We start from the raw sequence: 23,425 nt of genomic DNA, 5'->3' as shown, positions 1-23,425 counted from the left end.
GCCCATGACCCGTCAGACCGAACCGAAGACCAACACCCAGCAGGTGCTCACCCTCGACGTGGGGCCCATGGCGCATGGCGGGCATTGCGTGGCTCGGCATGAAGGGCGCGTGATCTTCGTGCGTCATGCCATCCCCGGTGAGGTGGTGCGTGCCCGCGTCACGGACTCCGGGCCGCAGGCCAAGTTCTGGCGCGCCGACGTGATCGAGGTCCTCGAAGCCTCGGACTATCGGCGTCGTCACATCTGGAAGCTCGCTGACGCGCTGCGCGCCCACGAGATGGACCGGCTGCCGGTCGGCGGGGCCGAGTATGGCCACATCACCGATCAGCACCAGCGGCGGGTCAAGGCTCATGTCTTCCGCGACACTCTGCAGCGCATCGGAGGCATCTCGCTGCATGATCTCTCGTTGGCACAGGCGCCCGCCGACGGGGAGATCCATGTGCTCGACGTGGGAGAGCGCCACTCCAACGGGCTGCATTGGCGCACCCGGGTCAGCTTCGGGGTCAACGACCACGGCGTGCTGAGCATGAAGCCCTATCGAAGCCATCAGCTGATCGACCTGCGGGGCATGCCCCTGGCGGTCGAGGACATCCACGAGTCGCGCCTCTTCGGCGGTGACTTCACCGGCGCTGAACGGGTCGACGTCGTCGCACCGGGCGGGCGCGCGCCGTTGGCGCTGGTGGTCCACGCCCAGCAGCAGCGTGCCGCCGAGGCGGGCCTGCGTGAACGGCTGTTCCGCATCGCTGAGATCGAACCCACAGTCGAGACGATCGTGCTGGCCCTGGCTCGGGCCGACGATGCGCGTCCGGAGAGCTCCGAAGCCCCCTCACCCGGGAGTGCGCGCAGCCGGAGAGCCCCGGGGGGTGCCCGCAACGGCACGCGTGGAGGTCGCGGCGGGGGCCGTGGCGCACGCGTGGCGGCTCCTCAGGTGCCCACGGTGGTGGAGTATGAGGTGGTGCTGGGCGGTCGCACCGTCGAGGAGCCATTGCCGACGCCGATCCCGGAGTCCGACGGGGCGCTGCGCCGGACGGTGCCGCTGCGCCCGGAGGGCTTCTGGCAGATCCACCGGCATGCCCCGGAAGCCCTGGTGCGGTCGCTGGAAGGGATGCTCGACCTCGGCGAGGGGGATTCGGTGGCTGATCTGTACTCCGGGGCGGGGCTCTTCAGCGCCTGGGCCGCCGAGCGTGTCGGTCCGGACGGCCGGGTGCTCAGCGTTGAGGCGGCGGCGGGTTCGAACGCCTCAGCCCGCGAGCTGTTCTCCGGCGTGCCGCAGGTCAGACTCGAACGCGCCCCCGTCGAGCACGTCCTGGACTCGCTCGCCGGCCATGACGTCGTCCTGCTGGATCCTCCGCGCGCCGGGGCCGGCAAGAAGGTCATCGGAGGGCTCGACGCGGCGGATCCCCGGCGGATCGTCTACGTCTCCTGCGAACCGGCGTCCTTCGCGCGAGACGCGAAGGACCTGCTCGCCCGAGGCTGGCGACTCAACGACCTCCAGGTCCTCGACCTGTACCCGAACACCCACCACATGGAGTCGGTGGCGCTGTTCGAACGGTGATCTCCCCGAGCGAGGTGCACCCGGGGGACACTGCGACATGAGTCCCGTCACAGGATGACGACCGAGTAGGATGGACACCGATACGGCTCTGAGCGCAGCAGGAGACGACGCGTGTCCGGGCCCGGTCGCACCACTGACCTGAGGTCGCCGCCGTGCTCGTCGTCGAGCACCGCCGTGGCCGACGGGCGACCGGACCTGCACCGGAGACTCCTGTCTGCGAACACCCTCAGCGCCCGTTGTCCGGGGGCCGTGTGCCGTCGGACCGTGTCAGTCTGGCAACTACAGAGGAGTCCCGCGTGAGCACTGTGGACAGCTTCGGCGCAAAAGGCGTTCTCAACGTCAACGGCGCCGACTATGAAATCTTCCGCCTCAGCACTGTGGAGGGCCACGAGTCCCTTCCCTACAGCCTGAAGGTCCTCCTGGAGAACCTCCTGCGCACTGAGGACGGCGCGAATGTGACGGCCGAGCACATCAAGGCTCTCGGCGAGTGGGACGAGGCGGCGCAGCCGAACACCGAGATCCAGTTCACCCCCGGTCGTGTCCTGATGCAGGACTTCACCGGGGTGCCCTGCGTGGTGGACCTGGCGACCATGCGCGAAGCCGTGGCCGACTTGGGCGGAGACCCGAACCGGATCAACCCGCTCGCGCCGGCCGAGATGGTCATCGACCACTCGGTGCAGATCGACTCCTTCGGGAACTCCGACGCCATCGAGCGCAACATGGACATCGAGTATCAGCGAAACGGCGAGCGGTACCAGTTCCTGCGCTGGGGCCAGACGGCCTTCGACGACTTCAAGGTGGTGCCTCCCGGCATGGGGATCGTCCACCAGGTCAACATCGAGAACCTGGCCCGCGTGGTGATGACCCGTGAGGTCGGCGGGGCGCTGCGCGCCTACCCGGACACCTGCGTCGGGACCGACTCGCACACCACCATGGAGAACGGTCTGGGCGTGCTCGGCTGGGGCGTCGGCGGCATCGAAGCGGAGGCCGCGATGCTGGGCCAGCCGATCTCCATGCTGATCCCGCGGGTGGTCGGCTTCAAGCTCACCGGTGAGATCCCCGCCGGAGCCACCGCCACGGACGTGGTGCTGACCATCACCCAGATGCTCCGCGAGCACGGCGTGGTCGGCAAGTTCGTGGAGTTCTACGGCGAGGGCGTGGCCGCTGTGCCGCTGGCCAACCGCGCGACCATCGGCAACATGTCACCGGAGTTCGGCTCCACCGCCGCGATGTTCCCGATCGACGACGTGACCATCGACTATCTGCGCCTGACCGGTCGCACCGAGGAGCAGCTCGCCCTGGTGGAGGCCTACGCCAAGGAGCAGGGCATGTGGCACGACGCCTCCCGCGAGCTGCGCTTCTCCGAGTATCTCGAGCTGGACCTCTCCACTGTGGTGCCGTCGATCTCCGGACCGAAGCGTCCGCAGGACCGCATCGAGCTCACCGATGCCAAGGAGCAGTTCCGCAAGGACATCCACAACTACGCCGAGCACATCAGCGACCCCTCGACCAACGGCCACGCCGACGCCGCGTCCGCGGAGTCGTTCCCGGCCTCTGACGCTCCGGCACACGCCGCGGACGAGCAGCAGGATCTCAAGGACCGTCCGCGCCATGTCGGAGGCGAGGAGGTCGTGGGTCGCCCCTCGAAGCCCGTGGCGGTCTCCATGCCGGACGGCCGTGAGTTCACGCTGGACCACGGTGCGGTCTCCATCGCTTCGATCACCTCCTGCACGAACACCTCCAACCCGAACGTGATGCTCGCCGCGGGCGTGCTGGCCCGCAACGCGGTCGAGAAGGGCCTGGTGCAGAAGCCCTGGGTCAAGACCTCCATCGCGCCGGGCTCGAAGGTGGTGACCGACTACTACGAGAAGTCGGGCCTGATCGAATACCTGGAGAAGGTCGGCTTCTTCGTGGTCGGCTACGGCTGCACCACCTGCATCGGCAACTCCGGGCCGTTGGAGGAGACGATCTCCAAGACGGTCCAGGAGGAGGACCTCGCGGTCACCTCGGTGCTCTCCGGAAACCGCAACTTCGAGGGTCGCATCAACCCGGACGTGAAGATGAACTACCTGGCCTCCCCGCCGCTGGTGGTCGCCTACGCGCTGGCCGGGACCATGGACTTCGACTTCGAGAACGAGCCGCTGGGGCAGGATGCCGACGGCCGCGACGTCTACCTCCGTGACATCTGGCCGGACCCTGTCGAGGTCCAGAAGATCATCGACGAGTCCATCGACACCGAGATGTTCACCTCCAAGTACGACACCGTCTTCGACGGGGACCACCGCTGGAAGGAGCTCGACACTCCGGAGGGTTCGACGTTCTCCTGGGACGAGAACTCCACCTACGTGCGCAAAGCCCCCTACTTCGACGGCATGCAGCTGGAGCCCTCGCCCGTGGAGGACATCACCGACGCACGGGTGCTGCTCAAGCTCGGGGATTCGGTCACCACCGACCACATCTCACCGGCGGGCTCCTTCAAGTCCGACACACCGGCGGGTCGCTACCTGCTGGAGAACGGGGTGGAGCGCAAGGACTTCAACTCCTACGGCTCCCGGCGTGGCAATCACGAGGTCATGATCCGTGGCACCTTCGCCAACATCCGAATCAAGAACCAGCTGCTCGCCGACGAGAACGACGGGGCCGGTGTCGAAGGCGGCTTCACCCGGGACTTCACCCAGGAGGGTAGCCCGCAGGCCTACGTCTACGACGCCGCCATGAACTACAAGGAGGCCGGCATTCCGCTCGTGGTCCTGGGCGGCAAGGAGTACGGCTCCGGGTCCTCGCGTGACTGGGCGGCCAAGGGCACCAAGCTGCTCGGTGTCCGCGCGGTGATCGCCGAGTCCTTCGAGCGCATCCACCGCTCGAACCTCATCGGTATGGGCGTGCTGCCGCTGCAGTTCCCCGAGGGCGAGACGGCCGACACGCTGGGCCTGACCGGATTCGAGACGTTCGCGATCTCTGGGATCACCGTCCTCAACGACGGCTCGATCCCGAAGACCGTGAAGGTCACCGCCACCGCCGAGGACGGCTCAGAGACCTCCTTCGACGCCGTGGTGCGCATCGACACGCCCGGTGAGGCGGACTATTACCGCAACGGCGGCATCCTGCAGTTCGTGCTGCGTCAGCTGGTGAGCTGACCCGTCGAGGACGTCAGACACGAACAATCGAGCTGACGGCGGGCGGGACGGAGACGACTCCGTCCCGCCCGACGTCGGCGTTCTCCGGGTGACTCCCGGTGCCGACCGGGCGGTAGAATCGCAGGGAGCCTGATCGCATGGGAGGGATCGCGCCAGTGAAGACCATTCTGGAGACCATCCGGTCTCCCCAGGACCTGTCCCGGCTGACGGACGAGCAGCTGGAGCGTCTGGCCGCGGAGATCCGCCAGTTCCTCATCGACAACGTGTCCCGCACCGGGGGACACCTGGGCCCCAACCTCGGTGTCGTCGAGCTGACGCTGGCGATCCACCGGATCTTCGACTCGCCCCGGGACTCCGTGATCTTCGACACCGGGCACCAGTCCTATATCCATAAGCTGGTCACCGGCCGCCAGGACTTCTCCACCCTGCGTCAGCAGGGCGGTCTGGCCGGATATCCGGAGCGTGCCGAGTCCATCCACGACATCGTCGAGTCCTCGCACGCCTCCTCTTCCCTGTCCTGGGCGGACGGGATCTCCAAGGCCCGCGTGCTCAGCGGGGAGGACGACCGTTTCGTCGTCGCGATCATCGGCGACGGTGCGCTGACCGGAGGCATGGCCTGGGAGGCGTTGAACAACATCGCCGCGGACAAGGATCGTCGCGTGGTGATCGTGGTGAACGACAACGGCCGGTCGTACGCTCCCACTGTGGGCGGCCTGGCCGATCAGCTCGGTCGCCTGCGTCGCGGCTTCCTGGACAAGCTGCGGACACACCATGTCTACGAGCGGGCCATGGACGGCACCAAGCAGCGGCTGCAGCAGGGGGGACCGGTCAGTCAGATGGTCTACCGCAGCCTCCACGCCGCGAAGAAGGGGGCCAAGGATTTCTGGGCGCCGCAGGGCCTCTTCGAGGACCTGGGGATGAAGTACATCGGCCCGGTGGACGGCCATGATCAGTCGGCCATGGAGGAGGCGCTGCAGGACGCCCGGAACTACGGCGGCCCGGTGATCGTCCATGCGCTGACGGAGAAGGGGCGGGGCTATGCTCCGGCCCGAGCCGACGAGAACGATCAGTTCCACGCGGTCGGGGTGATCGACCCGGAGACCGGTGAACCCGTCTCCCGCGGCGCGGCACGGTCCTGGACCTCGGTGTTCGAGGAGGAGATCACTGCCATCGCGGATGAGCGCCCGCATGTCGTGGCGCTGACCGGAGCGATGATGATCCCGGTGGGGCTGCGCAGCTTCGCCCAGAAGCACCCGGAGCGGGTCTTCGACGTCGGCATCGCCGAGCAGCATGCCGTGGCCTCTGCGGCAGGGCTGGCCTATGGCGGGCTGCACCCCGTGGTGGCCGTGTATGCGACTTTCCTCAACCGGGCCTTCGACCAGCTGCTCATGGACGTCGCGCTGCACCGGGCCGGAGTGACGTTGGTGCTGGACCGGGCCGGAGTGACCGGCCCGGACGGGCCCAGCCACCACGGCATGTGGGACCTCTCCCTGCTGCAGATCGTGCCCGGCATCCAGCTCGCCGCACCGCGGGATTCGACGCGTCTGCGGGAGGAGCTGCGCGAGGCGGTGGCGGTGGACGACGCCCCCACGGTGCTCCGTTTCTCCAAGGGGTCCGTCAACGGTGAGATCGACGCGCTCGAGCGTCTCGACGACGGCGTGGAGGTCCTCCACGGGCAGCGCGACGACCAGGGCGCCTACAGCAACGACGTGCTCATCATCTCCGTCGGCACGATGGGGGAGCTGTCCCTCGATGTGGCGCGCCGCCTGGCCGACCAGGGTATCACCTCCACCGTAGTGGACCCGCGATGGGTGCTGCCGGTCCCGGAATCGGTCGTCTCGCTGGCCGCCCGGCACCGGATCGTCGTCTGCGTGGAGGACGGCGTGAAGGCCGGCGGCGTCGGGTCCCGGATCCGGCAGACCATGAGGGAGGCCGGCGTGGACACCGCCCTCAATGAGGTGGGCCTTCCGGTCGAATTCCTCTCGCACGGCTCACGGGGAGAGGTCCTGGCCCGCGTCGGGGTGACCTCCACCCAGATCGCTCAGGACACTGTCGCCCAGGTGCTGGGCACCAAGGTGCCCTTCGCCCGGCCGCTGCCCGGGGAGAATCTGCCCACCGGGGAGATCCCCAGCTTTCCGCAGAGCCGCGACGCCTGAACGGCGAGCTGACCCGTCGGCCCGAGACTGGTCGACACCATTGTTCCGCCGCGGGCGCTGCCTGCGACCTGATTTCCGGGAGGCATCATGATCAGTCTGTTCCGTCACAGCCCCGAGACCGGGTGGGAGTACCGGGAGGCCTGGTACGACGAGGCAGTCGGTGAGTTCGTGGTGCACCACGGTACCGTGGGTTCCAACGGTCAGCTCACGGCGGAGAAGGTGCCGACCGACGAGGCTGTGGCGCTGCTGGATGGCTTCCTCGCCCAGTGCCGGGTCGACGGCTACCGTGAAGTCACCGACGAGGAGACCTCCGAACTCCAGCTGGCGCTTCCGCTGAAGGGAGACGAAGCCTCGTCCTCGGAACGACGCAACGCGGAGACGGTGCACACCGCTGCGCTGACGGCGCTGGCCTGGCGCGGTCTCGGAGCACTCAGCGACCCGGTCCTGGAGATTGGCGAGGACGGGCCGGCTCTGATGATGCGGGCGCGCACACTGCACCGCCGCAAAGCCGGAGACGCGCTGCGCAGGGCCGTGCGCAGCACCGATGTCCCGGCCTCGAAGGTCCGCATTCGCGTGGGCTGACGCACCCGGTCCCGAGTGGGAGCCGGGGCGTGCGGTCAGACGAGCACCCGGATCTCGCCGTCGCCGATCTCGGCCTCGAAACGAGTCAGCGGGCGGGTCGCAGGTCCGGAGGTGGGCTCCCCGGTGTCGACGGCGAAGACGGAGCCGTGGCAGGGGCAGGGGAACTGTGTGTCCTCGGCCTCCACCGTGCAGCCCTGGTGGGTGCAGACCGCACTGAAGGCGTGGACCTCATCGTCGGCGATCCGGTGCAGCAGCAGATCCTGCCCGTCCACGCTGGCCGCTGCGGATGCACCCACCGCCAGCTCATCCGCGCTGAGGACCATCCTCCAGGTCTCTCCGGCATGTGTGGGCTCCGCCCCGGGACCGCCGCTGTCCTCCACGCCGTTGCCGCAGGCGGCCAACGACAGTCCGGCGACACTCGCGGTCCCGGCGGCGGTGGAACGGATAAAGGCCCGGCGGGCGCAGCACAGCTCACTCATGGACCCGAGTCTAATCGGGCTGCGATGGTCTGTCCTGGGCCCGCCGGGCCGTCGTCCGTCGCGGGTCGACGTGTCGGAGCGGACCGGTGCCATCCGCGCCCGCGCCGACTGCGTCCGCCTCAGTGGAAGGTGCGGCCGTTGACCCGCTCGCTCGCTCCCACCTGGTCCAGGTAGGGGGTGATCCCTCCGCGGTGCATGGGCCAGCCGGCGCCGAGGATCATGCACAGGTCGATGTCCTTCGGGGAGCTCACCACGCCCTCGGCGAGCATCAGTCCGATCTCCTGGGCCAGGGCATCCTGGACGTCGGACAAAAGCTGCTCACCGGTGCGTGGGGAGTCGCCGAACTCCAGCAGTGCCAGCGTCTCCTCCGCGATGAACGGGCGGCCGTCGTCGTCGGTGCTCCAGATCTCGGTGACGCCGGCGTCGATGAGCCGCTGCAGGTTAGCCGAGACGTGGAACCTCTCGCCGAAAGCGGCATGGAGGGACTCGGTGACATGCTGGGCCACGGGGATGCCGACCATCGCGAGCAGGGTGAACGGCGTCATCGGCAGTCCGATGGGACGGAGCGCCTGGTCAGCGGTGGCCGCGCCAGTACCCTCGTCGAAGGCCTTCTGCACTTCGGCCATGAGGCGCAGCAGAACACGATTGACCACGAAGGCCGCTGAGTCGGAGGTCAGCACCGGGGTCTTGCGCAGACCCGCGGCCAGCGCGAAGGCGGTCGCGATGGGTTCGTCCGTGGTCTTCGGGGTGCGGGCGATCTCGATCAGCGGCATGACCGCCACCGGGTTGAAGAAATGGAAACCGATGACCCGCTCCGGGTGCTTCAGATCGGCCGCCATCTCCGTGACCGACAGCGAGGAGGTGTTCGTGGCCAGGATGGTCTCGTGCGGCACGATCTCCTCGAGCTCGGCGAAGACCTGCTTCTTGACCCCGATCTCCTCGAAGACCGCCTCGATGACGAAGTCCGCGTCCGCGTAGACCGACTTGTCGGTCGAGCCGGTCACCAGGCCTGCCAGCCCGGCAGCCTGCTCGGCGCTGAGCTTTCCTCGGTCCTGCAGCTTCTTCACCTGGGAGGAGACGAAGTCCAGCCCTTTGGCGACCCGGGTCTGGTCGATGTCCGTCATCACGACCGGGACCTGCAGGTGCTGGGCGAAGACCATCGCCAGCTGGGACGCCATGAGCCCGGCCCCCACGATGCCGATCTTGCCGATGTGTCGCGGCTCAGTGTCCGGAACGCCGGCCGGGCGCTTCGCCCGCTTCTGGACCAGCTCCAGGAACGCGTAGACGGTGTTGGCGAACTCGTCGGTGACCATCAGCTCGGCCAGCGCGTCGCATTCGGCGATGCGGTCCTGCTCGCGATCACGGTCCTTGCCGGCGCTGAAGACCTCAAGGGCCTTCAGCGGGGCGGGGGCGGATTCCCCGGTCTTGGCGGCCACGGTCTTCTCCGCGGAGGCGATGGCCCGCTGCCAGGCCGCTTCGGAAGTGTCACGGTCTCGGTGCCGGGTGACCTCCGTGAGGGTCTGGTCCTCGCCGGAGATGATCCGTGCGGCGAAGGCCAGCGAATCCTGCTCGAAGGAGTCGGCCGGGAGCAGGACATCGGCGATGCCCCGCTCGTAGGCGGCCGCGCCCTTGAGCGTGCGGTTGTTCGCCAGCGCGTTGTCGAAGATCACGTGGGCGGCGGCCTCCGGGCCGATCAGCCGCGGCAGGCGGTAGACGCCACCCCAGCCGGGGATGAGCCCCAGGAAGGCCTCCGGCAGGGAGAGGGCCTTGGCTCCGGTGGAGACGGTGCGCCACTGCGCCGCCAGCGCGATCTCCAGGCCGCCGCCCAGGGCGGTGCCGTTGATGAAGGCGAAGCTGGGCACCGGGAAGTCTTCGAGAAGGCTGTAGGCCTGGTGACCCAGCTCCGCCATCTGTCGCGCCAGGTCGGCGGATTCGATCCTGTTGACCGCGCCCAGATCGGCGCCTGCCACCAGGTAGCCTGGTTTGCCGATCAGAGCCAGGCCGACGATCTCTCCGGACTCTGCACGAGGCAGCTGCGAGGCGACGGCCTCGCCGAATGCGATGAGCGAGTTGGGTCCCAGGGTGGTCGGTCGCCGGTCGTCGTCGTTGTCCAGGCGGATCAGGGCCAGAGTGCCTCCGCCGTCGGGCAGGGCGACGTCCTCGACCCGGCTGTGTGTGCGGACCTCGTCGGCGAAGGCCTCGGCGAGCTCGGCGTAGCCGGAGAAGTCTGTCTGCTCGGCGGAGATGGTCTGGCGGGTCGTGCCGGCGGAGCCGGTGTGTGCGGACTGCGCGGTCATGGGGTGCCTCCACAGCGTCGTCGTCAGGGAAGAATGCGTGCCGCATCACATGCTACCGGCGGGTAGCTCCGCTGGCCAGTGGAATCCTCGTCAGTCCCGTCAGAGGTCGTCGAGCGGCTCGGGGTCCAACAGCGCCACTGTGACGATCGCCGCCGTCTGCTCGACCTGCCAGGGGCGTGCCCCCAGCTCGGCCAGACCGGCCGAGACCGTCTCCAGATCCACAGGCTCCGGCGGATCCCAGCACAGCTGCTTGAGCACCGCCGGGGTCAGCAGGACCTCAGGCATGACGTCCAGCTGCTCCGCCTGCCGGGTGAGCCGATCCCTGGCGGTGCGGTAGCGTCGGAAGGCCAGCGGGTGCCGGTCCTTCCAGGAGCGGGGCGGCGGCGGAGCTCCGGTGCGACGCTGCAGCTGAGGCAGGTCTTCGGTGGCCGTGCCCACTTTGATGGCGCGCAGCCACCGCGGGGCTTCGCGTTTGGCGGCGCGCCCATGGAAACCGGGGACGCTGAGCAGCTGCGGCACGGTCTCGGGCATCTCTTGGGCTGCGGCGAGAAGTGCGGAGTCGGGAAGCACGTGGCCGGGGGAGACGTCCTTCTGCTCGGCGAGATGCTCCCGTGCCCGCCAGAGTTCGCGGAGCACGGCCAGTCGGCGCGGCGACTTCAGCCTGTTGATCCCGGTGGTCTTCCTCCAACGGTCCCGGCGGGGGACGCTGGGGGGACGGTGGGTGCGCACATGCTCGAACTCCTGGCGCGCCCACTCGGTCTTCCCCTGGTCATCGAGCATCGTGCTCAGTGCGGCACGGAGCTCGATCAGCAGTTCCACATCCAGTGCCGCGTACCGCAGCCAGTCCTGCGGCAAAGGGCGTCGAGACCAGTCCGCCGCGGAGTGCTCCTTGGCGAGCCGCACGCCCAGCAGGGATTCGACGACGGCGCCCAGGCCTACTCGCGGCAGGCCGGCCAGACGTGCGCCGAGCTCGGTGTCGAACAGGGCATGGGGATGCATGCCGAGCTCTGCCAGACACGGCAGGTCCTGCGTGGCGGCATGCAGGATCCACTCGGCCCCGCCGAGGGCACGCTGCACCGGGATGAGGGTGTCGAAGGGCTCAGGGTCGATCAGCCACAGGCCGGATCCCTCCCGCTTGAGCTGCACGAGGAAAGCTCGTTGGCCGTAGCGGAATCCTGAGGCACGTTCGGCGTCCACGGCGACCGGACCCTCTCCGGCCTCGAGCGCCTCCGCGCAGCGTTGCAGCCCACGCGGGGTGTCGATGACGAAGGGCACCCCATCGGCCGGTTCGGTGAGCAGAGGAGGAAGATGCTCGGACTGGTCTTCCATCGTGTGGTCAGTTCCTCCTGACATGCGGCAGAGCCACCACGCCGTCGGGCAGGGGCGGGAGTCCGGCGAAGGAGCAGACCATGTCTGCCCAGGCCTCGAGGTGCCGGCCCAGGCGCGGACCTGTGGGCGTCCACGAGGCACGCAGCTCCACGGTGCTGCTGGCGCGGCGCTGTTCGAGGCTGCCGAAGGACTCAGAGAGGATGCGAGTGGCGGTGCCGCCGGCGCGGCTGTGCTCGACTCCGCACTGGTCCAACGAGTCGCTCAACCAGGTCCAGGCGACCTCGGCGAGCAGGGGGTCATTGCCCATGTCGGCATCCAGCTCGGCGCGGATGTAGATGACGACGCGGAACGTTCCGCCCCAGGTCTCCTGTCCCTGCGGGTCGTGCAGCAGGATGAAGCGTCCGGTGGCCAGCAGATCAGGTTCCTCCGGGGTCGACCGCAGCCGCGCCGGACCATGCAGTGGGACGGTTGACGAGGGGTCCAGCACTTCAGCCCGCAGCGCCACCGCATAAGGAGCCAGCTTCACGGGCGCCGGGATCTCCTCGACCTGGGCCTGATGCCGGGGCCGGGCACGGCGCAGCTCTCCCAGGGCCGAGCGGAACGACTCTGGGAGCTCGTCGATGCCGGGGGTGGAGATCTGTGGGCTGCGTCCGCGTCCCCCATCAGTCCCGGCTGGACCGAGTGCTGTCACACGACCAGCCTATGGACAGGATCAGCTCCCATGGGCCAGGCGCGCCGTGGTGGCCTGGTGCGCGTGCGCGACCAGCTCGTCGATCTGCGCCTCCGAGGTCTCGAAGGAGCACATCAGCCGCACGATCGGATCCCCGTCGTCCGCACGGTCCCACACATGGCAGAGGTACCGGGACTGCAGCGCCTCCAGCACCGACTGGGGCATCTTCGGGAACACCGCGTTGACCGTGACAGCAGAGCTGAGCTCGATGCCGTCGAGCTCAGCCAGACGCTCACCGAGCAGGCGGGCCTGGGAATTGGCATGCTCGGCGTTGCGGCGCCAGAGGTCCGTGCCGAAGAGCTCGAGCAGCTGGGCGGAGACGAACCGCTGCTTGCTGGCCAGCTGCATCGAGAACTTCCGGATGTAGTCGAGACCGGCCACTCGGTCCGGGTCCATCACCACCACGGCCTCGGCCGCCAGTGCCCCGTTCTTGGTGCCGCCGAGACTCAGGACGTCGACGCCCACGTCGGCGGTGATCTCCCGCAGCGAGGCCCCCAGGGCGACGGCCGCGTTGGAGAGCCGTGCACCGTCCATGTGGACGCCCAGGCCTGCGGCATGGGCGCGCTCCGCCACGGCGGCGACCTGCTCGGGGGAGTAGACCGTGCCGAGCTCAGTGGACTGGGTCAGCGTCACGGCCAGCGGCTGTGCGGCATGGACGAACCCCTGCGCTCCCAGCTCGGCGTCGACGTCGTCGGCGGTGAGCCGCCCATCGGGTCGTGACCGGGCCAGCAGCTTGATCGCCCCCAGACGTTCCGGGGCGGCCCCTTCATCGGTGTTCACATGGGCCTGCTGAGTGCAGATCGCCGCACCCCAGCGAGGGAGCATCGCCTGCAGCGCGACCACATTGGCGCCGGTGCCGTTGAAGACCGGGAACACCTGGGCCCGCGGCCCGAACTGCTCGGCCACCATGTGCTCCAGCCGTGCGGTGACGTCATCCTCGCCGTAGGGCAGAGCCGCACCGGGGTTCGCCCGGGCGAGCGCCTCGAGGATCGCCGGGGAGACGCCTGCGGTGTTGTCGGACGCGAAGGACGGATCCACATGCTGGGGAGGGGCCGGCGGTCCGCTCTGAGCAGGAGAGCCCTGCAGCTCGATGCTGGTCACCGGTGGTGCTCCTGGAAGGTCATCGCCAGGGAGTTGATGCAGAAGCGCTGGTCGGTGGGGGTGTCGAAGCCTTCTCCGGAGAAGACATGGCCCAGGTGCGAGTCGCAGGATCCGCAACGGACCTCCACCCGCTCCATGCCCAGGGACCTGTCCTGCAGGTACCGTACGTTCGCCCCCTCGGCGGGTCGGTAGAAGCTCGGCCACCCACAGCGTGCGTCGAACTTCGCCTCCGAGGTGAACAGCTCGGCTCCACAGGCCCGGCAGTGGTAGACCCCGGGCCGCGTGGTGTCCCAGTGCTCACCGCTGAACGGCCGCTCGGTGCCGCCCTGGCGCAGCACATAGTACTCCTCGGCAGTCAGCCGTTCACGCCACTGGGCATCGCTCAACGAGCGGAAGGAGGCTCCCGCATCCGTCTGGTCTGTGCTCATGGCTCCATCACATCACGATCGCGTCGGCGAGGTGGGTTCCCCGCGCCCGGCGCGCGTAAGCTGAGTCGTGGGCTTCCGGCCCCACCAGCGATCACGCACCGACTCCGTGGGAGGTCCTCACCCCATGTCATCTCTCACCCGCGCACTCCGACCGGACAGGCGTCCCGGCACCGGCGCCGGGGCCATCACGCCCTCCCGGGTCCGGACGCTCCTCCGGCAGCTTCCCGAGGCCCTGCCCGGACGGGCGCCCGAGCCTGAACCATCGACCCCCTGGCTGCGTGCCACTGTCCTGGGAGCCGGCACCGGCCTGGCCGCCGGGATGACCTTGGCCGGGGCCGCATCGGCGCTGGCCGGTCACTTCGCCCGGATGGTGGTCACCCCCGCCAAGGAGCACGCCGAGGACCTGGAGATCCTGGCAGTGGTCCGCGGCAGCGCCGGTGATGAGGTGATCCTGCCGGCGACTCCCGAGACGGTGGTGGAGGGCACCTACGGACTCAACTTCCATGGCGGCCGGGCCAGCGCCCGCATCGGGGAGATCACCTCGTTCAGTCCGCGGGACGGCACGATCTCCCGTCGCGTGGAGAAGGTGTACCACGGAGACCTCCGGCGCGTCTCGCGCGGCTGGTGGACGTCGGTGCCCGACCCCACGCCGGAGGACGCCGGTTTCGCCGCGCAGGAGGTCGTCGTGGAGCTGCCGGGGGGACCGGCACCTGCGTGGCACGTGCCTCCGGGCACACGCGGCGGGCCCCTGGGGGAGAAGAACGTGTGGGCGGTGATGGTCCATGGTCGGGGAGGCCGGCGGACGGAGGGCATCCGTGCGCTGGGCGTGGCCGAGAAGCTCGGCATCGACTCTCTGCTGATCTCCTACCGCAATGACGGGGAGGCCCCCGACGCCCCGGACGGTCGCTATGGTCTCGGCATCACGGAATGGGAGGACGTCGAGGCGGCCGTCCAGCATGCCCTCGACCAGGGGGCGGAGGATGTCCTGCTCTTCGGATGGTCGATGGGCGGGGCGATCGCCCTGCAGACAGCCGACCGGTCCCGGCTCGCGCCGGCGATCCGGGGACTGGTGCTCACCGGACCAGTGGTGGATTGGATCGACGTGCTCGGTTACCAGGCGCGGGCCAACCGGATCCCGGAGGCGGTGGGAAGACTGGGGCGATGGTTCATCTCACACCCGGCCGGTCGCCGCGTGACCGGTCTGGGCGCCCCGGTGGATCTGAAGATGCTGAACTGGATCGATCGTGCCGACCAGCTGCACGTGCGCACGTTGATCCTGCACAGCAGCGACGACGACGTCGTCCCCTACGCACCCTCGCGGAACCTCGCCGAACGCAATGAGATGGTCAGCTTCGTGCCATTCACCCAGGCGCGCCACGTCAAGGAATGGAACCATGACCGTCAACGATGGGAGGACAGCGTCGAGGAGTGGGTGACTCGGCTCTTCGCCGGCGACGCCCCCGCCCACCTCAGCTCAGGGACGCGACATGGTCGGTGATGTTGCGCTTGATGCGTCCCAGCATCGCTGACATTCCCCGCAGACGCAGCGGGGTGATGGCCTTGGCCAGCCCCAGCCGGTTCGGCACGTCGTCGGGGACCGCCAGGATCTCCTCGTAGCGCAGACCGCTGAGCCCCTGATGCAGGATCGAGGCGAAGCCGCGGGTCGTGGGCGCCTCCGGCGGGGCGGAGAACACGATGTCGGCGGTGCGGGCGTCGTCGTCATACTCGAAGGCCAGGAACAACGGCGTCTGACACTCCACCACCTGCTCCATGGACTCGGCCGCATCCTGATAGTGCTCGGGGACCTCGGGAAGCTCGCGGGAGAGCTCCAGCAGCAGCTCCAGCTTCTGCTGGTCCGGCACCGCCTGGAACTCCTCGACGATCTCGGCCAGCGGCTCGGGCAGGTGCTCGGCGGTGGTGGTGGTCATCATGTCTCCAGGATAGGACGGGAGGGCATCACGCGCAGGCGTGATGCCCTCCCGCAGGGCGTGCACCGTCAAGAGGTTGGGAGATGAGCCGACGCGGGGACTCTGACCTCGGCCCGAGTCTCAGCGGCGGGGAGCCTCGCCGGGCTCCTCGCCCACGGCGATCGGCAGACGCACCGCATTGCCCCACTCCGTCCAGGAACCGTCATAGTTGCGCACGTTCTCGTGGCCCAGCAGGTGCTGCAGCACGAACCAGGTGTGCGACGACCGCTCGCCGATGCGGCAGTAGGCGATGACCTCGTCGGCGGCGCCCAGGCCGGCCTCCTGGCGGTAGATCGTCTCCAGCTCCTCGCGCGGCTTGAAGGTGCCGTCCTCCTCCGCGGCCCTGCCCCAGGGCACCGAGGCCGCCGTCGGGATGTGGCCGCCGCGCAGGGCACCCTCCTCCTCGTAGCCGTCCATATGCGTGCGCTCACCGGTGTACTCCGCAGGAGAGCGCACGTCCACCAGAGGCTTGCCGAAGTGCTCGAACACATCCTCACGGAAGGCCCGGAACGTCGAGTCGTCGCGCGGCACCACCGGATAGTCCCCGCGCACCGGTTCCGGACGGTCGGTGGTCACCTCCCGGCCCTCGGCGATCCATTTCTGCCGACCGCCGTCCATGAGGCGGACGTCCTCGTGGCCGAAGAGCGTGAACACCCAGAGGGCGTAGGCGGCCCACCAGTTGGACTTGTCCCCGTAGAACACCACGGTGGAGTCCCGACTGATGCCTTTGGAGGCGGCGAACTCGGCGAAGTGCTCACCATCCAGGAAATCGCGGGTGACCGGGTCGTTGAGCTCCGTGTGCCAGTCGATCTTCACCGCCCCGGGGATATGACCCGTCTCGTACAGCAGGACGTCCTCGTTCGACTCGACCAGCACCACGCCCTCGTCGTCCTTGTGCTCCGCCACCCATGCGGTGGAGACCAGCTTCTCCGGGTGGGCGTACTGGCTGAAGTCCTTCTCGCTCATCTGCGGGGCCTTTCTGTCGGGCTCGTCCGTACACCTGTGGAAACACCTGGTGTCAGCGTATCGAGGTGTGCTCTGTGTGCCTACCGGGTGCCCGCCGGACGTCACGATCCGTCATGCGACCACCCGACCACCACTGGGTAGCATGGGCTCATGCCGTCTGATGCCACACCGCTGAGCCGCCGGAGCCCGCAGGTCGGCGTCGGGGAGCTGCTGGAGGGCCTGACGCCCTCCTACCGTTTCGCCGACGTCTCCTTCGACACCTACATCCCGGACCCCGGACATCCCTCGCAGGCCCAGGCGGTGGAGGCGCTGCGCGGCTTCGCCGGCACCGTGGGCCGTTCCCGGGGAACCGGCGGGATGCTCTCCCGTCTCTTCGGCGGGGGAGACCGCGCAGCCAAGACCAGACGAGGCCCGAAGACCACCCGCGCCGGGGGCATCTACCTCGACGGGGGATTCGGCGTGGGCAAGACGCACCTGCTGGCCTCTCTGTACCACGCGTCACCGGGCCTGCGGGCCTTCGGCACCTTCGTGGAGTACACGAACCTCGTCGGCGCGCTGTCCTTCCGACGCACCGTCGACGTGCTCTCGGACTACTCCCTGGTCTGCATCGACGAGTTCGAACTCGACGACCCCGGAGACACGGTGCTGATGTCCCGGCTGATGCGCGAGCTCACCGATGCCGGAGTCAAGCTCGCCGCCACCTCCAACACCCTGCCGGGATCCCTGGGGGAGGGGCGTTTCGCCGCCTCCGACTTCCAGCGCGAGATCCAGGTGCTGGCCGACCAGTTCGCCGTGGTCCGCGTCGACGGCGAGGACTTCCGTCATCGAGGACTGCCGGAGGCCCCGCCGCCCCTGGCGACCGACGAGCTGGAGGACTTCGCCTCCGCGCATCATCAGGGGGCGGCGATCGTCGTCGACGACTTCACGGACCTCACCGAGCATCTGAGCCAGGTCCACCCCAGCCGCTACCGGCGGATGATCAGCGGCGTGGAGGTCCTGGTTCTGAAGGACGTCACCACCATCGACGCCCAGTCGCTGGCCCTGCGCTTCGTGGTGCTGGCCGACCGGCTCTATGACCAGGACGTGAAGATCGTGGCCTCCGGCGTCCCCTTCGACCAGCTGTTCACCGAGGAGATGATGTCCGGCGGATACATGAAGAAGTATCACCGGGCCGTCTCACGCCTGACCGCTCTGGTCCGCGCCGGACAGATGGGGGAGAAGGCGCTCTGAGCCCGTCCTCGGTGCGCCACCTGCTGTGCCCTGTGCCCTGGAGGCGTAGACTCGTTCCTCACCATCAGGGAGCCGTCGCGTTCCGCCGGGCGCGAGCGGCGCCCCAGGCAGCTCGTTAACGAGCGGTTCATCGGCGTCTGATCTGATGGATGCCGTCGCAGGAGAGAAGGGGAGCGTGAGCATGATCAGAGACCAGGTGCAGGACATCGTGGGGGATCTGAACCAGGCACCCCGGGAGAACCTGCGGGAGTTCATCGACCGACTCCGTGAGGGCGGCTACACGGTCCAGGACGGCCATACTCCGGATCCGGATCTCATCGACCCGCAGGGAAACGCCGTCGAGACCTGGCAGGAGAACTACCCCTACGAGTACCGCCTCGAGAGGGACATCTACGAGCTGGAGAAGTACCACCTGCAGGTGGAGCTGCTGAAGTTCCAGTACTGGGCCGAAGACTACGGTCTCAAGCACGTCCTGGTCTTCGAGGGACGGGACGCGGCCGGCAAGGGCGGCACCATCAAACGCTTCACCGAGCATCTCAACCCGCGCACGGCACGGGTGGTCGCGCTGAACAAGCCCTCCGACCGCGAGCGGGGCCAGTGGTACTTCCAGCGTTACGTCCATCACCTGCCCACCGCTGGAGAGATGGTCCTCTTCGACCGTTCCTGGTACAACCGCGCCGGCGTGGAGCGGGTGATGGGCTTCTGCTCCGACGACGAGTACGAAGTGTTCATGCGTCAGGCTCCGCAGTTCGAACAGATGCTCGTCGACGCCGGCATCCACCTGACCAAGTTCTGGTTTTCCGTGACCCAGAAGGAGCAGCGCACTCGCTTCGCGATCCGGCAGATCGACCCGGTCCGGCAGTGGAAGCTCTCGCCGATGGACCTGGAGTCCCTCGATCGCTGGGAGGCCTACACCGACGCCAAGGAGGAGATGTTCCGGCGCACCGATACCGATCACGCGCCCTGGATCACGATCAAGTCCAATGACAAGAAGCGCGCCCGGCTCAACGCCATGCGCTACTTCCTCAGCCAGTTCGAGTACGAGGGCAAGGACCATGAGGTCGTCGGCGAACCCGACCCGCTCATCGTGCGCCGCGGGCGCGACGCCGTCGGCGACTGACTCCGGCGCGGTCCGCCGGCTGCGGTCTGGGCCCGGACGCAATGGTCATCACAGTGCTGGCTCCGAAGCGATAGAGTGGAGACGCTCGCCTCCTCGGTCGTCGTCGACCGTCGACGGCGAGCATCGTGTCATCTGAGCACCTTGGGCCGCCGCCTCACCACGGGGCGGGTGAGGCATGAGGAGACTGCGTCATCGCGGAAACCTCCCGGTACTAGGATGCATTCGATCGATCACCAGACCTCGACAAGGAGACTGCATGAGTGCCGATATCGGCGTGACCGGACTGGCCGTGATGGGGGCCAACCTGGCACGGAACCTGGCCCGCAACGGCTACACCGTGGCCCTGCACAATCGGTCGGTGGGCCGCACCGATGCGCTGCTCGAAGCGCACGGGTCCGAAGGACGTTTCGTCCGCACGGAGACGATCGCAGAGCTCGTGGAGTCGCTGGAGCGTCCGCGGCGTGTGCTCATCATGGTCAAGGCCGGGGCGCCGGTCGACGCTGTCATCGAGGATCTGGTCCCGCTGCTCGATGAGGGCGACATCATCATCGACGCTGGCAACTCCTTCTATGAGGAGACCCGTCGGCGCGAGGAGACGCTGCGTGCCAAAGGCCTGCACTTTGTCGGCGTCGGGGTCTCCGGCGGTGAGGAGGGCGCCCTGAACGGGCCCTCCATCATGCCCGGCGGATCGAGGGAGTCCTACGAGACCCTCGGCCCGATGCTCGAGAAGATCTCCGCCGACTACCACGGTGAACCCTGCTGCGCGTGGGTCGGCACCGACGGGGCCGGCCACTACGTGAAGATGGTCCACAACGGCATCGAATATGCCGACATGCAGGTCATCGGTGAGGCCTACGACCTGATGCGCAGCCTCGCCGGCATCGAGCCTGCCGAACAGGCGAAGGTCTTCCGCGAGTGGAACACCACGGACCTGGCCTCCTACCTGATCGAGATCACCTCGGAGGTCCTCGAACAGGAGGATGAGGTCACCGGTCGTCCGCTGGTGGACGTCGTGGTGGACTCGGCCGGGCAGAAGGGCACTGGCCGCTGGACGGCGATCTCCGCCCTCGAGGTCGGTTCGCCGGTGACCGCGATCGCGGAGTCCGTGTTCGCCCGCTCCATCTCCTCACAGCGACAGCTGCGCGCCGAGACCAACGCCGTCTTCAGCTCAGGCATCGACGAGAACGCTCCGAGCGCCGAGTTCGGCGCCGACTTCGTGGAGGATGTGCGCAAGGCGCTCTACGCCTCCAAGCTGGTCGCCTACGCTCAGGGCCTCGACATGCTCGTCGCCGCCGGGGAGGAGTATGGCTGGGACCTGGACCTGAAGTCGATCGCCTCGCTGTGGCGCGCCGGCTGCATCATCCGTGCCGACCTGCTCGACACCATCATGAAGGCCTACGACGCCGAGGCGGAAGCGCGGCCGAAGAACCTGCTTCTGGCCGAGGAGTTCACCGAGGCCATCAATGAGTGCCTGCCCGCCTGGCGTCGGGTGGTCGCCGCCGCGGCGACCCACGGCGTTCCGGCCCCGGTCTTCGCCTCCTCCTTGGCCTACTATGACAGCCTGCGCCGGGACCGCCTCCCGGCTGCGCTGACCCAGGGGCTGCGGGACTTCTTCGGCGCGCACACCTATCAGCGTGTGGACAAGGACGGCACCTTCCACACACTCTGGTCTGGAGACCGCACAGAGATCGAGGCCTGAGCCCGATCCATCGGTGGCGGGGAGGTCAGCTGAGGTCAGCTGAAGACATCGGAGCCCTCCTGGCACGACACGGCCAGGGCCCTGCCCGCGGAACGATCAGTCGCGATCCGCAGGCAGGGCCCTCGTCGTGTCCGGGGAGGCCCAGCGAGCAGCCTCCGGCTGGGGCACTCTTCTCGGTGCCGACGTCTTCCGGCACATCGGCGGCCTCAGATGAACAGAGCGGGATCCAGGGCGTATTCAGCCGGGTCGACGGCAGGCTGGTGCTCCTCCTCGCGACGCTGCCTGTCCTTGGCCGGGATGCCGGTGAGGATCGAATTCTCCGGAGCTGACTTGACGACCACCGCATTGGCTCCGACGGCGGAGCCTGCGCCGATCTCCACGGGCCCCAGCACCTTGGCGCCGGCCCCCACGACCACGCCGTCCTGCAGCGTGGGGTGGCGCTTCACGGCCTCCAACGACCTCCCGCCGAGCGTCACGCCCTGGTAGAGCATGCAGTCGTCGCCGATCTCAGTGGTCTCGCCGATGACCACACCCATGCCGTGGTCGATGAAGAAGCGCCGCCCGATCTGGGCGCCGGGATGGATCTCGATGCCGGTGAGCCCCCGGGTGACCTGCGAGAGCAGGCGAGCTGGTGTCTTCAGCGGACGCCGCTGCCACATCCGGTGCGCCACCCGATGGGACCAGATGGCGTGCAGCCCGGAATAGACCAGCACCACCTCCACGTCGCTGCGGGCGGCCGGGTCGTGCTCGCGCGCGGAGCGGATGTCCTCACGCAGACGCTTGATGATGCCCAAGGTGAATCGGTGCCTTTCGACGTCGACGGCGGGTCCCAGAAGAGTATCCGCGCGGTGCCGTCCGCGGCCAGCCGGCCTGGCCGGGATCTGTGGGGGGGGGGGGGGGAGTCCCAGGTCGGCACGCTCTGGTGGAGGTGCCCCGAGCGGCGCTCAGCCGCGGATGTCTTCGTAGAGCAGGGTGGAGATGTACCGTTCGCCGAAGTCGCAGGCGACGGTGACGATGAGCTTGTCCCGGTACTCCTCCCGGGCGGCGACCTCCAGAGCGGCGGCGACGTTCGCCCCGGTCGAGATGCCGCCGAGGATGCCTTCCTGAGTGCCGAGATCGCGCGCAGTCTGCAGGGCGGTGTCGAGATGGGCGGTGATGACCTCGTCGTAGACGTCCCGGTCCAGGATGTCCGGCACGAAGTTCGGGCCGATTCCCTGGATCTTGTGCGGACCCGCGGCTCCGCCGGAGAGGATGGGGGAGTCCTGCGGCTCCACGGCGACGATGTGGATGCCCGGCTTGTGCTCGCGCAGCCGCCGACCGGCCCCGGTGATGGTGCCACCGGTCCCGATGCCGGAGACCAGCACGTCCACGGCGCCGTCGGTGTCCTGCCAGATCTCGTCGCCTGTGGTGTTGTAGTGGACCTGCGGGTTCGCCTCGTTGGCGAACTGACGGGCCCAGATGGAGTTCTCCGTCTCGTCGACGATGGCCTTCGCCTTCTCGACAGCCCCGCGCATGCCGTCCGCCCCCGGGGTCAGCACGATCTCAGCGCCGAAGGCCCGGAGCATGACCCGCCGTTCGGTGGACATCGTCTCCGGCATGGTCAGAACCACCCGGTAGCCCCGTGCGGCGCCCACCATGGCCAGGGCGATTCCGGTGTTGCCGGAGGTCCCCTCCACAATCGTGCCGCCGGGCTTCAGCACACCGGCCGCCTCGGCGGCGTCGACGATGGCTGTGCCGATGCGGTCTTTCACGGAGCTCGCAGGGGAGTAGAACTCGAGCTTGACCGCCACGTTGCCGGGCAGGTCCGCGTCGAGCCGGTTGAGCCGCACCAGCGGAGTGCTGCCGACGGCCTGGGTGATGTTGTCCAGGATCTTGGCCATGGTGGGGAACCTCTTCCGTGAGGGTGGTGGATCGGAATCACAGGCGGAAGCTGGTGCCGGCCCGCCATGAGCACAGCACCGCCAGTGTTGACTCTAGCGGCTGATCAGACCGGGACGCCGTCCCGGAGCCATCCGGCGTAACGCTGCCGCAGCCGGGCGACCTTGGGGTCGATGATGACCCGGCAGTAACCGGCGTCAGGGCGACGCGCGTGGAAGTTCTGATGCACCGGCTCGGCCTCGACGATCGGGCCGAGAGGTTCCAGCGCGGTGACGATCGGCCGGGGGTAGGCCGCCTGCGCCCGTTCGATCGCCGCGCGGAACTCGTCCAGCTCCACGGCATCGGCGTAGAACATCGCGGAACGGTATTGGGTGCCGACGTCGTGCCCCTGCCGGTTCAGCTGGGTGGGATCATGTGCGCTGAAGAAGACGTCGAAGAGGATCTCCGGAGGCAGCGTCTGCTGATCGAAGGTGATCTCGACCGCCTCAGCATGTCCCGTGGTCCCGGAGCACACCGACTCATAGTCGGCAGGCCCCGTCCCGCCGGTGTAGACGCTCCGGACCGTCCGGACTCCCCGGAGCCGGCGTGCCAGTGAGTCCAGGCACCAGAAGCAGCCGGCCGCCAGGACCACGGTTCGCAGCGCGGGAGCCTCTCCACCGGTGTCGGGCACGCTCGTCGCCTGGTTGAAGATCGTCATGATCGGGACAACTCCACAGGGTGCCCCGACATTCCTGCCACACCCGGGGGAGGCGGCATGCGGGGTGCCTCTCT

General features: G+C 68.4%; 19 protein-coding genes. 8 read left to right on the top strand and 11 right to left on the bottom strand.

The features are described 5' to 3' along the window. Nucleotides 1–4 precede the first annotated feature (4 nt). From ACYVKI_RS05600 to ACYVKI_RS05585, 4 genes are all read left to right on the top strand, one after another. Entirely contained in the window at nt 5–1,555 is a 1,551-nt protein-coding gene (locus ACYVKI_RS05600; protein ID WP_460689313.1) for a class I SAM-dependent RNA methyltransferase, read from the top strand. Between the two features lie 296 nt (nt 1,556–1,851). Then, a complete protein-coding gene (gene acnA / locus ACYVKI_RS05595) occupies nt 1,852–4,692 on the top strand; it encodes an aconitate hydratase AcnA (protein WP_460689312.1) in 2,841 nt (946 codons plus the stop codon). A 164-nt stretch (nt 4,693–4,856) separates the two neighbouring features. Further along, nucleotides 4,857–6,848: a 1-deoxy-D-xylulose-5-phosphate synthase gene (dxs, locus tag ACYVKI_RS05590; RefSeq protein ID WP_460689418.1), complete on the top strand. Its 1,992-nt coding sequence runs from the start codon at nt 4,857–4,859 to the stop codon at nt 6,846–6,848. Between the two features lie 87 nt (nt 6,849–6,935). Further along, nucleotides 6,936–7,430: a hypothetical protein gene (locus ACYVKI_RS05585; protein ID WP_460689311.1), complete on the top strand. Its 495-nt coding sequence runs from the start codon at nt 6,936–6,938 to the stop codon at nt 7,428–7,430. Nucleotides 7,431–7,465: 35 nt separating this feature from the next. On the opposite strand, the gene ACYVKI_RS05580 is transcribed toward ACYVKI_RS05585, so the two are convergent. The 6 genes from ACYVKI_RS05580 to msrB all read right to left on the bottom strand — a co-directional run bounded on the left by ACYVKI_RS05580 (nt 7,466) and on the right by msrB (nt 13,794). Beyond that, nucleotides 7,466–7,909, bottom strand: a complete 444-nt coding sequence (locus ACYVKI_RS05580) for a Rieske (2Fe-2S) protein (RefSeq protein WP_460689310.1) — start codon at nt 7,907–7,909, stop codon at nt 7,466–7,468. A gap of 119 nt (nt 7,910–8,028) precedes the next feature. Continuing rightward, on the bottom strand, nt 8,029–10,206 hold the full coding sequence (locus ACYVKI_RS05575) for a 3-hydroxyacyl-CoA dehydrogenase NAD-binding domain-containing protein (protein WP_460689309.1): 2,178 nt from the start codon (nt 10,204–10,206) through the stop codon (nt 8,029–8,031). 99 nt (nt 10,207–10,305) lie between these two features. Then, on the bottom strand, nt 10,306–11,535 hold the full coding sequence (locus ACYVKI_RS05570) for an HRDC domain-containing protein (protein WP_460689308.1): 1,230 nt from the start codon (nt 11,533–11,535) through the stop codon (nt 10,306–10,308). Between the two features lie 7 nt (nt 11,536–11,542). Continuing rightward, nucleotides 11,543–12,226, bottom strand: coding sequence for a DUF3000 domain-containing protein (locus tag ACYVKI_RS05565; RefSeq protein ID WP_460689307.1), 684 nt, complete (start codon nt 12,224–12,226; stop codon nt 11,543–11,545). Between the two features lie 21 nt (nt 12,227–12,247). Beyond that, on the bottom strand, nt 12,248–13,366 hold the full coding sequence (locus tag ACYVKI_RS05560; RefSeq protein ID WP_460689306.1) for a threonine aldolase family protein: 1,119 nt from the start codon (nt 13,364–13,366) through the stop codon (nt 12,248–12,250). Further along, on the bottom strand, nt 13,363–13,794 hold the full coding sequence (gene msrB / locus ACYVKI_RS05555) for a peptide-methionine (R)-S-oxide reductase MsrB (protein ID WP_460689305.1): 432 nt from the start codon (nt 13,792–13,794) through the stop codon (nt 13,363–13,365). Before msrB ends, ACYVKI_RS05560 begins: the two co-directional genes overlap by 4 nt. 124 nt (nt 13,795–13,918) lie before the next feature. Here msrB and ACYVKI_RS05550 point away from each other — a divergent pair, with 124 nt between their 5' ends. Then, nucleotides 13,919–15,292 (top strand): alpha/beta hydrolase family protein, encoded by a 1,374-nt coding sequence (locus tag ACYVKI_RS05550; RefSeq protein WP_460689304.1) that lies wholly within the window; start codon nt 13,919–13,921, stop codon nt 15,290–15,292. On the opposite strand, the gene ACYVKI_RS05545 is transcribed toward ACYVKI_RS05550, so the two are convergent. Beyond that, on the bottom strand, nt 15,264–15,722 hold the full coding sequence (locus ACYVKI_RS05545; RefSeq protein ID WP_460689417.1) for a SufE family protein: 459 nt from the start codon (nt 15,720–15,722) through the stop codon (nt 15,264–15,266). The genes ACYVKI_RS05550 and ACYVKI_RS05545 overlap by 29 nt on opposite strands. A gap of 120 nt (nt 15,723–15,842) precedes the next feature. Further along, complete coding sequence (locus tag ACYVKI_RS05540) at nt 15,843–16,727, bottom strand: sulfurtransferase (RefSeq protein ID WP_460689303.1); 885 nt, start codon at nt 16,725–16,727, stop codon at nt 15,843–15,845. 150 nt (nt 16,728–16,877) lie between these two features. Between ACYVKI_RS05540 and zapE the strand changes: the two genes are divergently transcribed. From zapE to gndA, 3 genes are all read left to right on the top strand, one after another. After that, nucleotides 16,878–17,957 (top strand): cell division protein ZapE, encoded by a 1,080-nt coding sequence (gene zapE / locus ACYVKI_RS05535; protein ID WP_460689302.1) that lies wholly within the window; start codon nt 16,878–16,880, stop codon nt 17,955–17,957. A gap of 181 nt (nt 17,958–18,138) precedes the next feature. Next, complete coding sequence (gene ppk2 / locus ACYVKI_RS05530; RefSeq protein ID WP_179542811.1) at nt 18,139–19,077, top strand: polyphosphate kinase 2; 939 nt, start codon at nt 18,139–18,141, stop codon at nt 19,075–19,077. A gap of 256 nt (nt 19,078–19,333) precedes the next feature. After that, nucleotides 19,334–20,776 carry an NADP-dependent phosphogluconate dehydrogenase gene (gene gndA, locus ACYVKI_RS05525; protein WP_460689301.1) on the top strand — a complete coding sequence of 481 codons (1,443 nt, stop codon included), beginning with the start codon at nt 19,334–19,336 and terminating at the stop codon, nt 20,774–20,776. Nucleotides 20,777–20,982: 206 nt separating this feature from the next. Here gndA and epsC read toward each other — a convergent pair whose 3' ends face one another. The 3 genes from epsC to msrA all read right to left on the bottom strand — a co-directional run bounded on the left by epsC (nt 20,983) and on the right by msrA (nt 23,351). Next, complete coding sequence (epsC, locus tag ACYVKI_RS05520; RefSeq protein ID WP_460689300.1) at nt 20,983–21,570, bottom strand: serine O-acetyltransferase EpsC; 588 nt, start codon at nt 21,568–21,570, stop codon at nt 20,983–20,985. 150 nt (nt 21,571–21,720) lie between these two features. Further along, a complete protein-coding gene (gene cysK / locus ACYVKI_RS05515) occupies nt 21,721–22,656 on the bottom strand; it encodes a cysteine synthase A (RefSeq protein WP_460689299.1) in 936 nt (311 codons plus the stop codon). A 104-nt stretch (nt 22,657–22,760) separates the two neighbouring features. Continuing rightward, nucleotides 22,761–23,351, bottom strand: coding sequence for a peptide-methionine (S)-S-oxide reductase MsrA (msrA, locus tag ACYVKI_RS05510; protein ID WP_460689298.1), 591 nt, complete (start codon nt 23,349–23,351; stop codon nt 22,761–22,763). Between the last annotated feature and the right edge of the window lie 74 nt (nt 23,352–23,425).

This window comes from Nesterenkonia suensis (assembly GCF_054782935.1).
This window is presented reverse-complemented; position numbering and strand designations above follow the sequence as displayed.

What these genes read in the sequence shown, in the direction of transcription:
- ACYVKI_RS05600 (WP_460689313.1), top strand. Translation starts at nt 5, where the DNA reads ATGACCCGTCAGACCGAACCGAAGACCAACACCCAGCAGGTGCTCACC.
- ACYVKI_RS05585 (WP_460689311.1), top strand. Translation starts at nt 6,936, where the DNA reads ATGATCAGTCTGTTCCGTCACAGCCCCGAGACCGGGTGGGAGTACCGG.
- ACYVKI_RS05580 (WP_460689310.1), bottom strand. Translation starts at nt 7,909, where the DNA reads ATGAGTGAGCTGTGCTGCGCCCGCCGGGCCTTTATCCGTTCCACCGCC.
- ACYVKI_RS05575 (WP_460689309.1), bottom strand. Translation starts at nt 10,206, where the DNA reads ATGACCGCGCAGTCCGCACACACCGGCTCCGCCGGCACGACCCGCCAG.
- ACYVKI_RS05570 (WP_460689308.1), bottom strand. Translation starts at nt 11,535, where the DNA reads ATGGAAGACCAGTCCGAGCATCTTCCTCCTCTGCTCACCGAACCGGCC.
- msrB (WP_460689305.1), bottom strand. Translation starts at nt 13,794, where the DNA reads ATGAGCACAGACCAGACGGATGCGGGAGCCTCCTTCCGCTCGTTGAGC.
- ACYVKI_RS05550 (WP_460689304.1), top strand. Translation starts at nt 13,919, where the DNA reads ATGTCATCTCTCACCCGCGCACTCCGACCGGACAGGCGTCCCGGCACC.
- ACYVKI_RS05545 (WP_460689417.1), bottom strand. Translation starts at nt 15,722, where the DNA reads ATGACCACCACCACCGCCGAGCACCTGCCCGAGCCGCTGGCCGAGATC.
- ACYVKI_RS05540 (WP_460689303.1), bottom strand. Translation starts at nt 16,727, where the DNA reads ATGAGCGAGAAGGACTTCAGCCAGTACGCCCACCCGGAGAAGCTGGTC.
- zapE (WP_460689302.1), top strand. Translation starts at nt 16,878, where the DNA reads ATGCCGTCTGATGCCACACCGCTGAGCCGCCGGAGCCCGCAGGTCGGC.
- ppk2 (WP_179542811.1), top strand. Translation starts at nt 18,139, where the DNA reads ATGATCAGAGACCAGGTGCAGGACATCGTGGGGGATCTGAACCAGGCA.
- gndA (WP_460689301.1), top strand. Translation starts at nt 19,334, where the DNA reads ATGAGTGCCGATATCGGCGTGACCGGACTGGCCGTGATGGGGGCCAAC.
- cysK (WP_460689299.1), bottom strand. Translation starts at nt 22,656, where the DNA reads ATGGCCAAGATCCTGGACAACATCACCCAGGCCGTCGGCAGCACTCCG.
- msrA (WP_460689298.1), bottom strand. Translation starts at nt 23,351, where the DNA reads ATGACGATCTTCAACCAGGCGACGAGCGTGCCCGACACCGGTGGAGAG.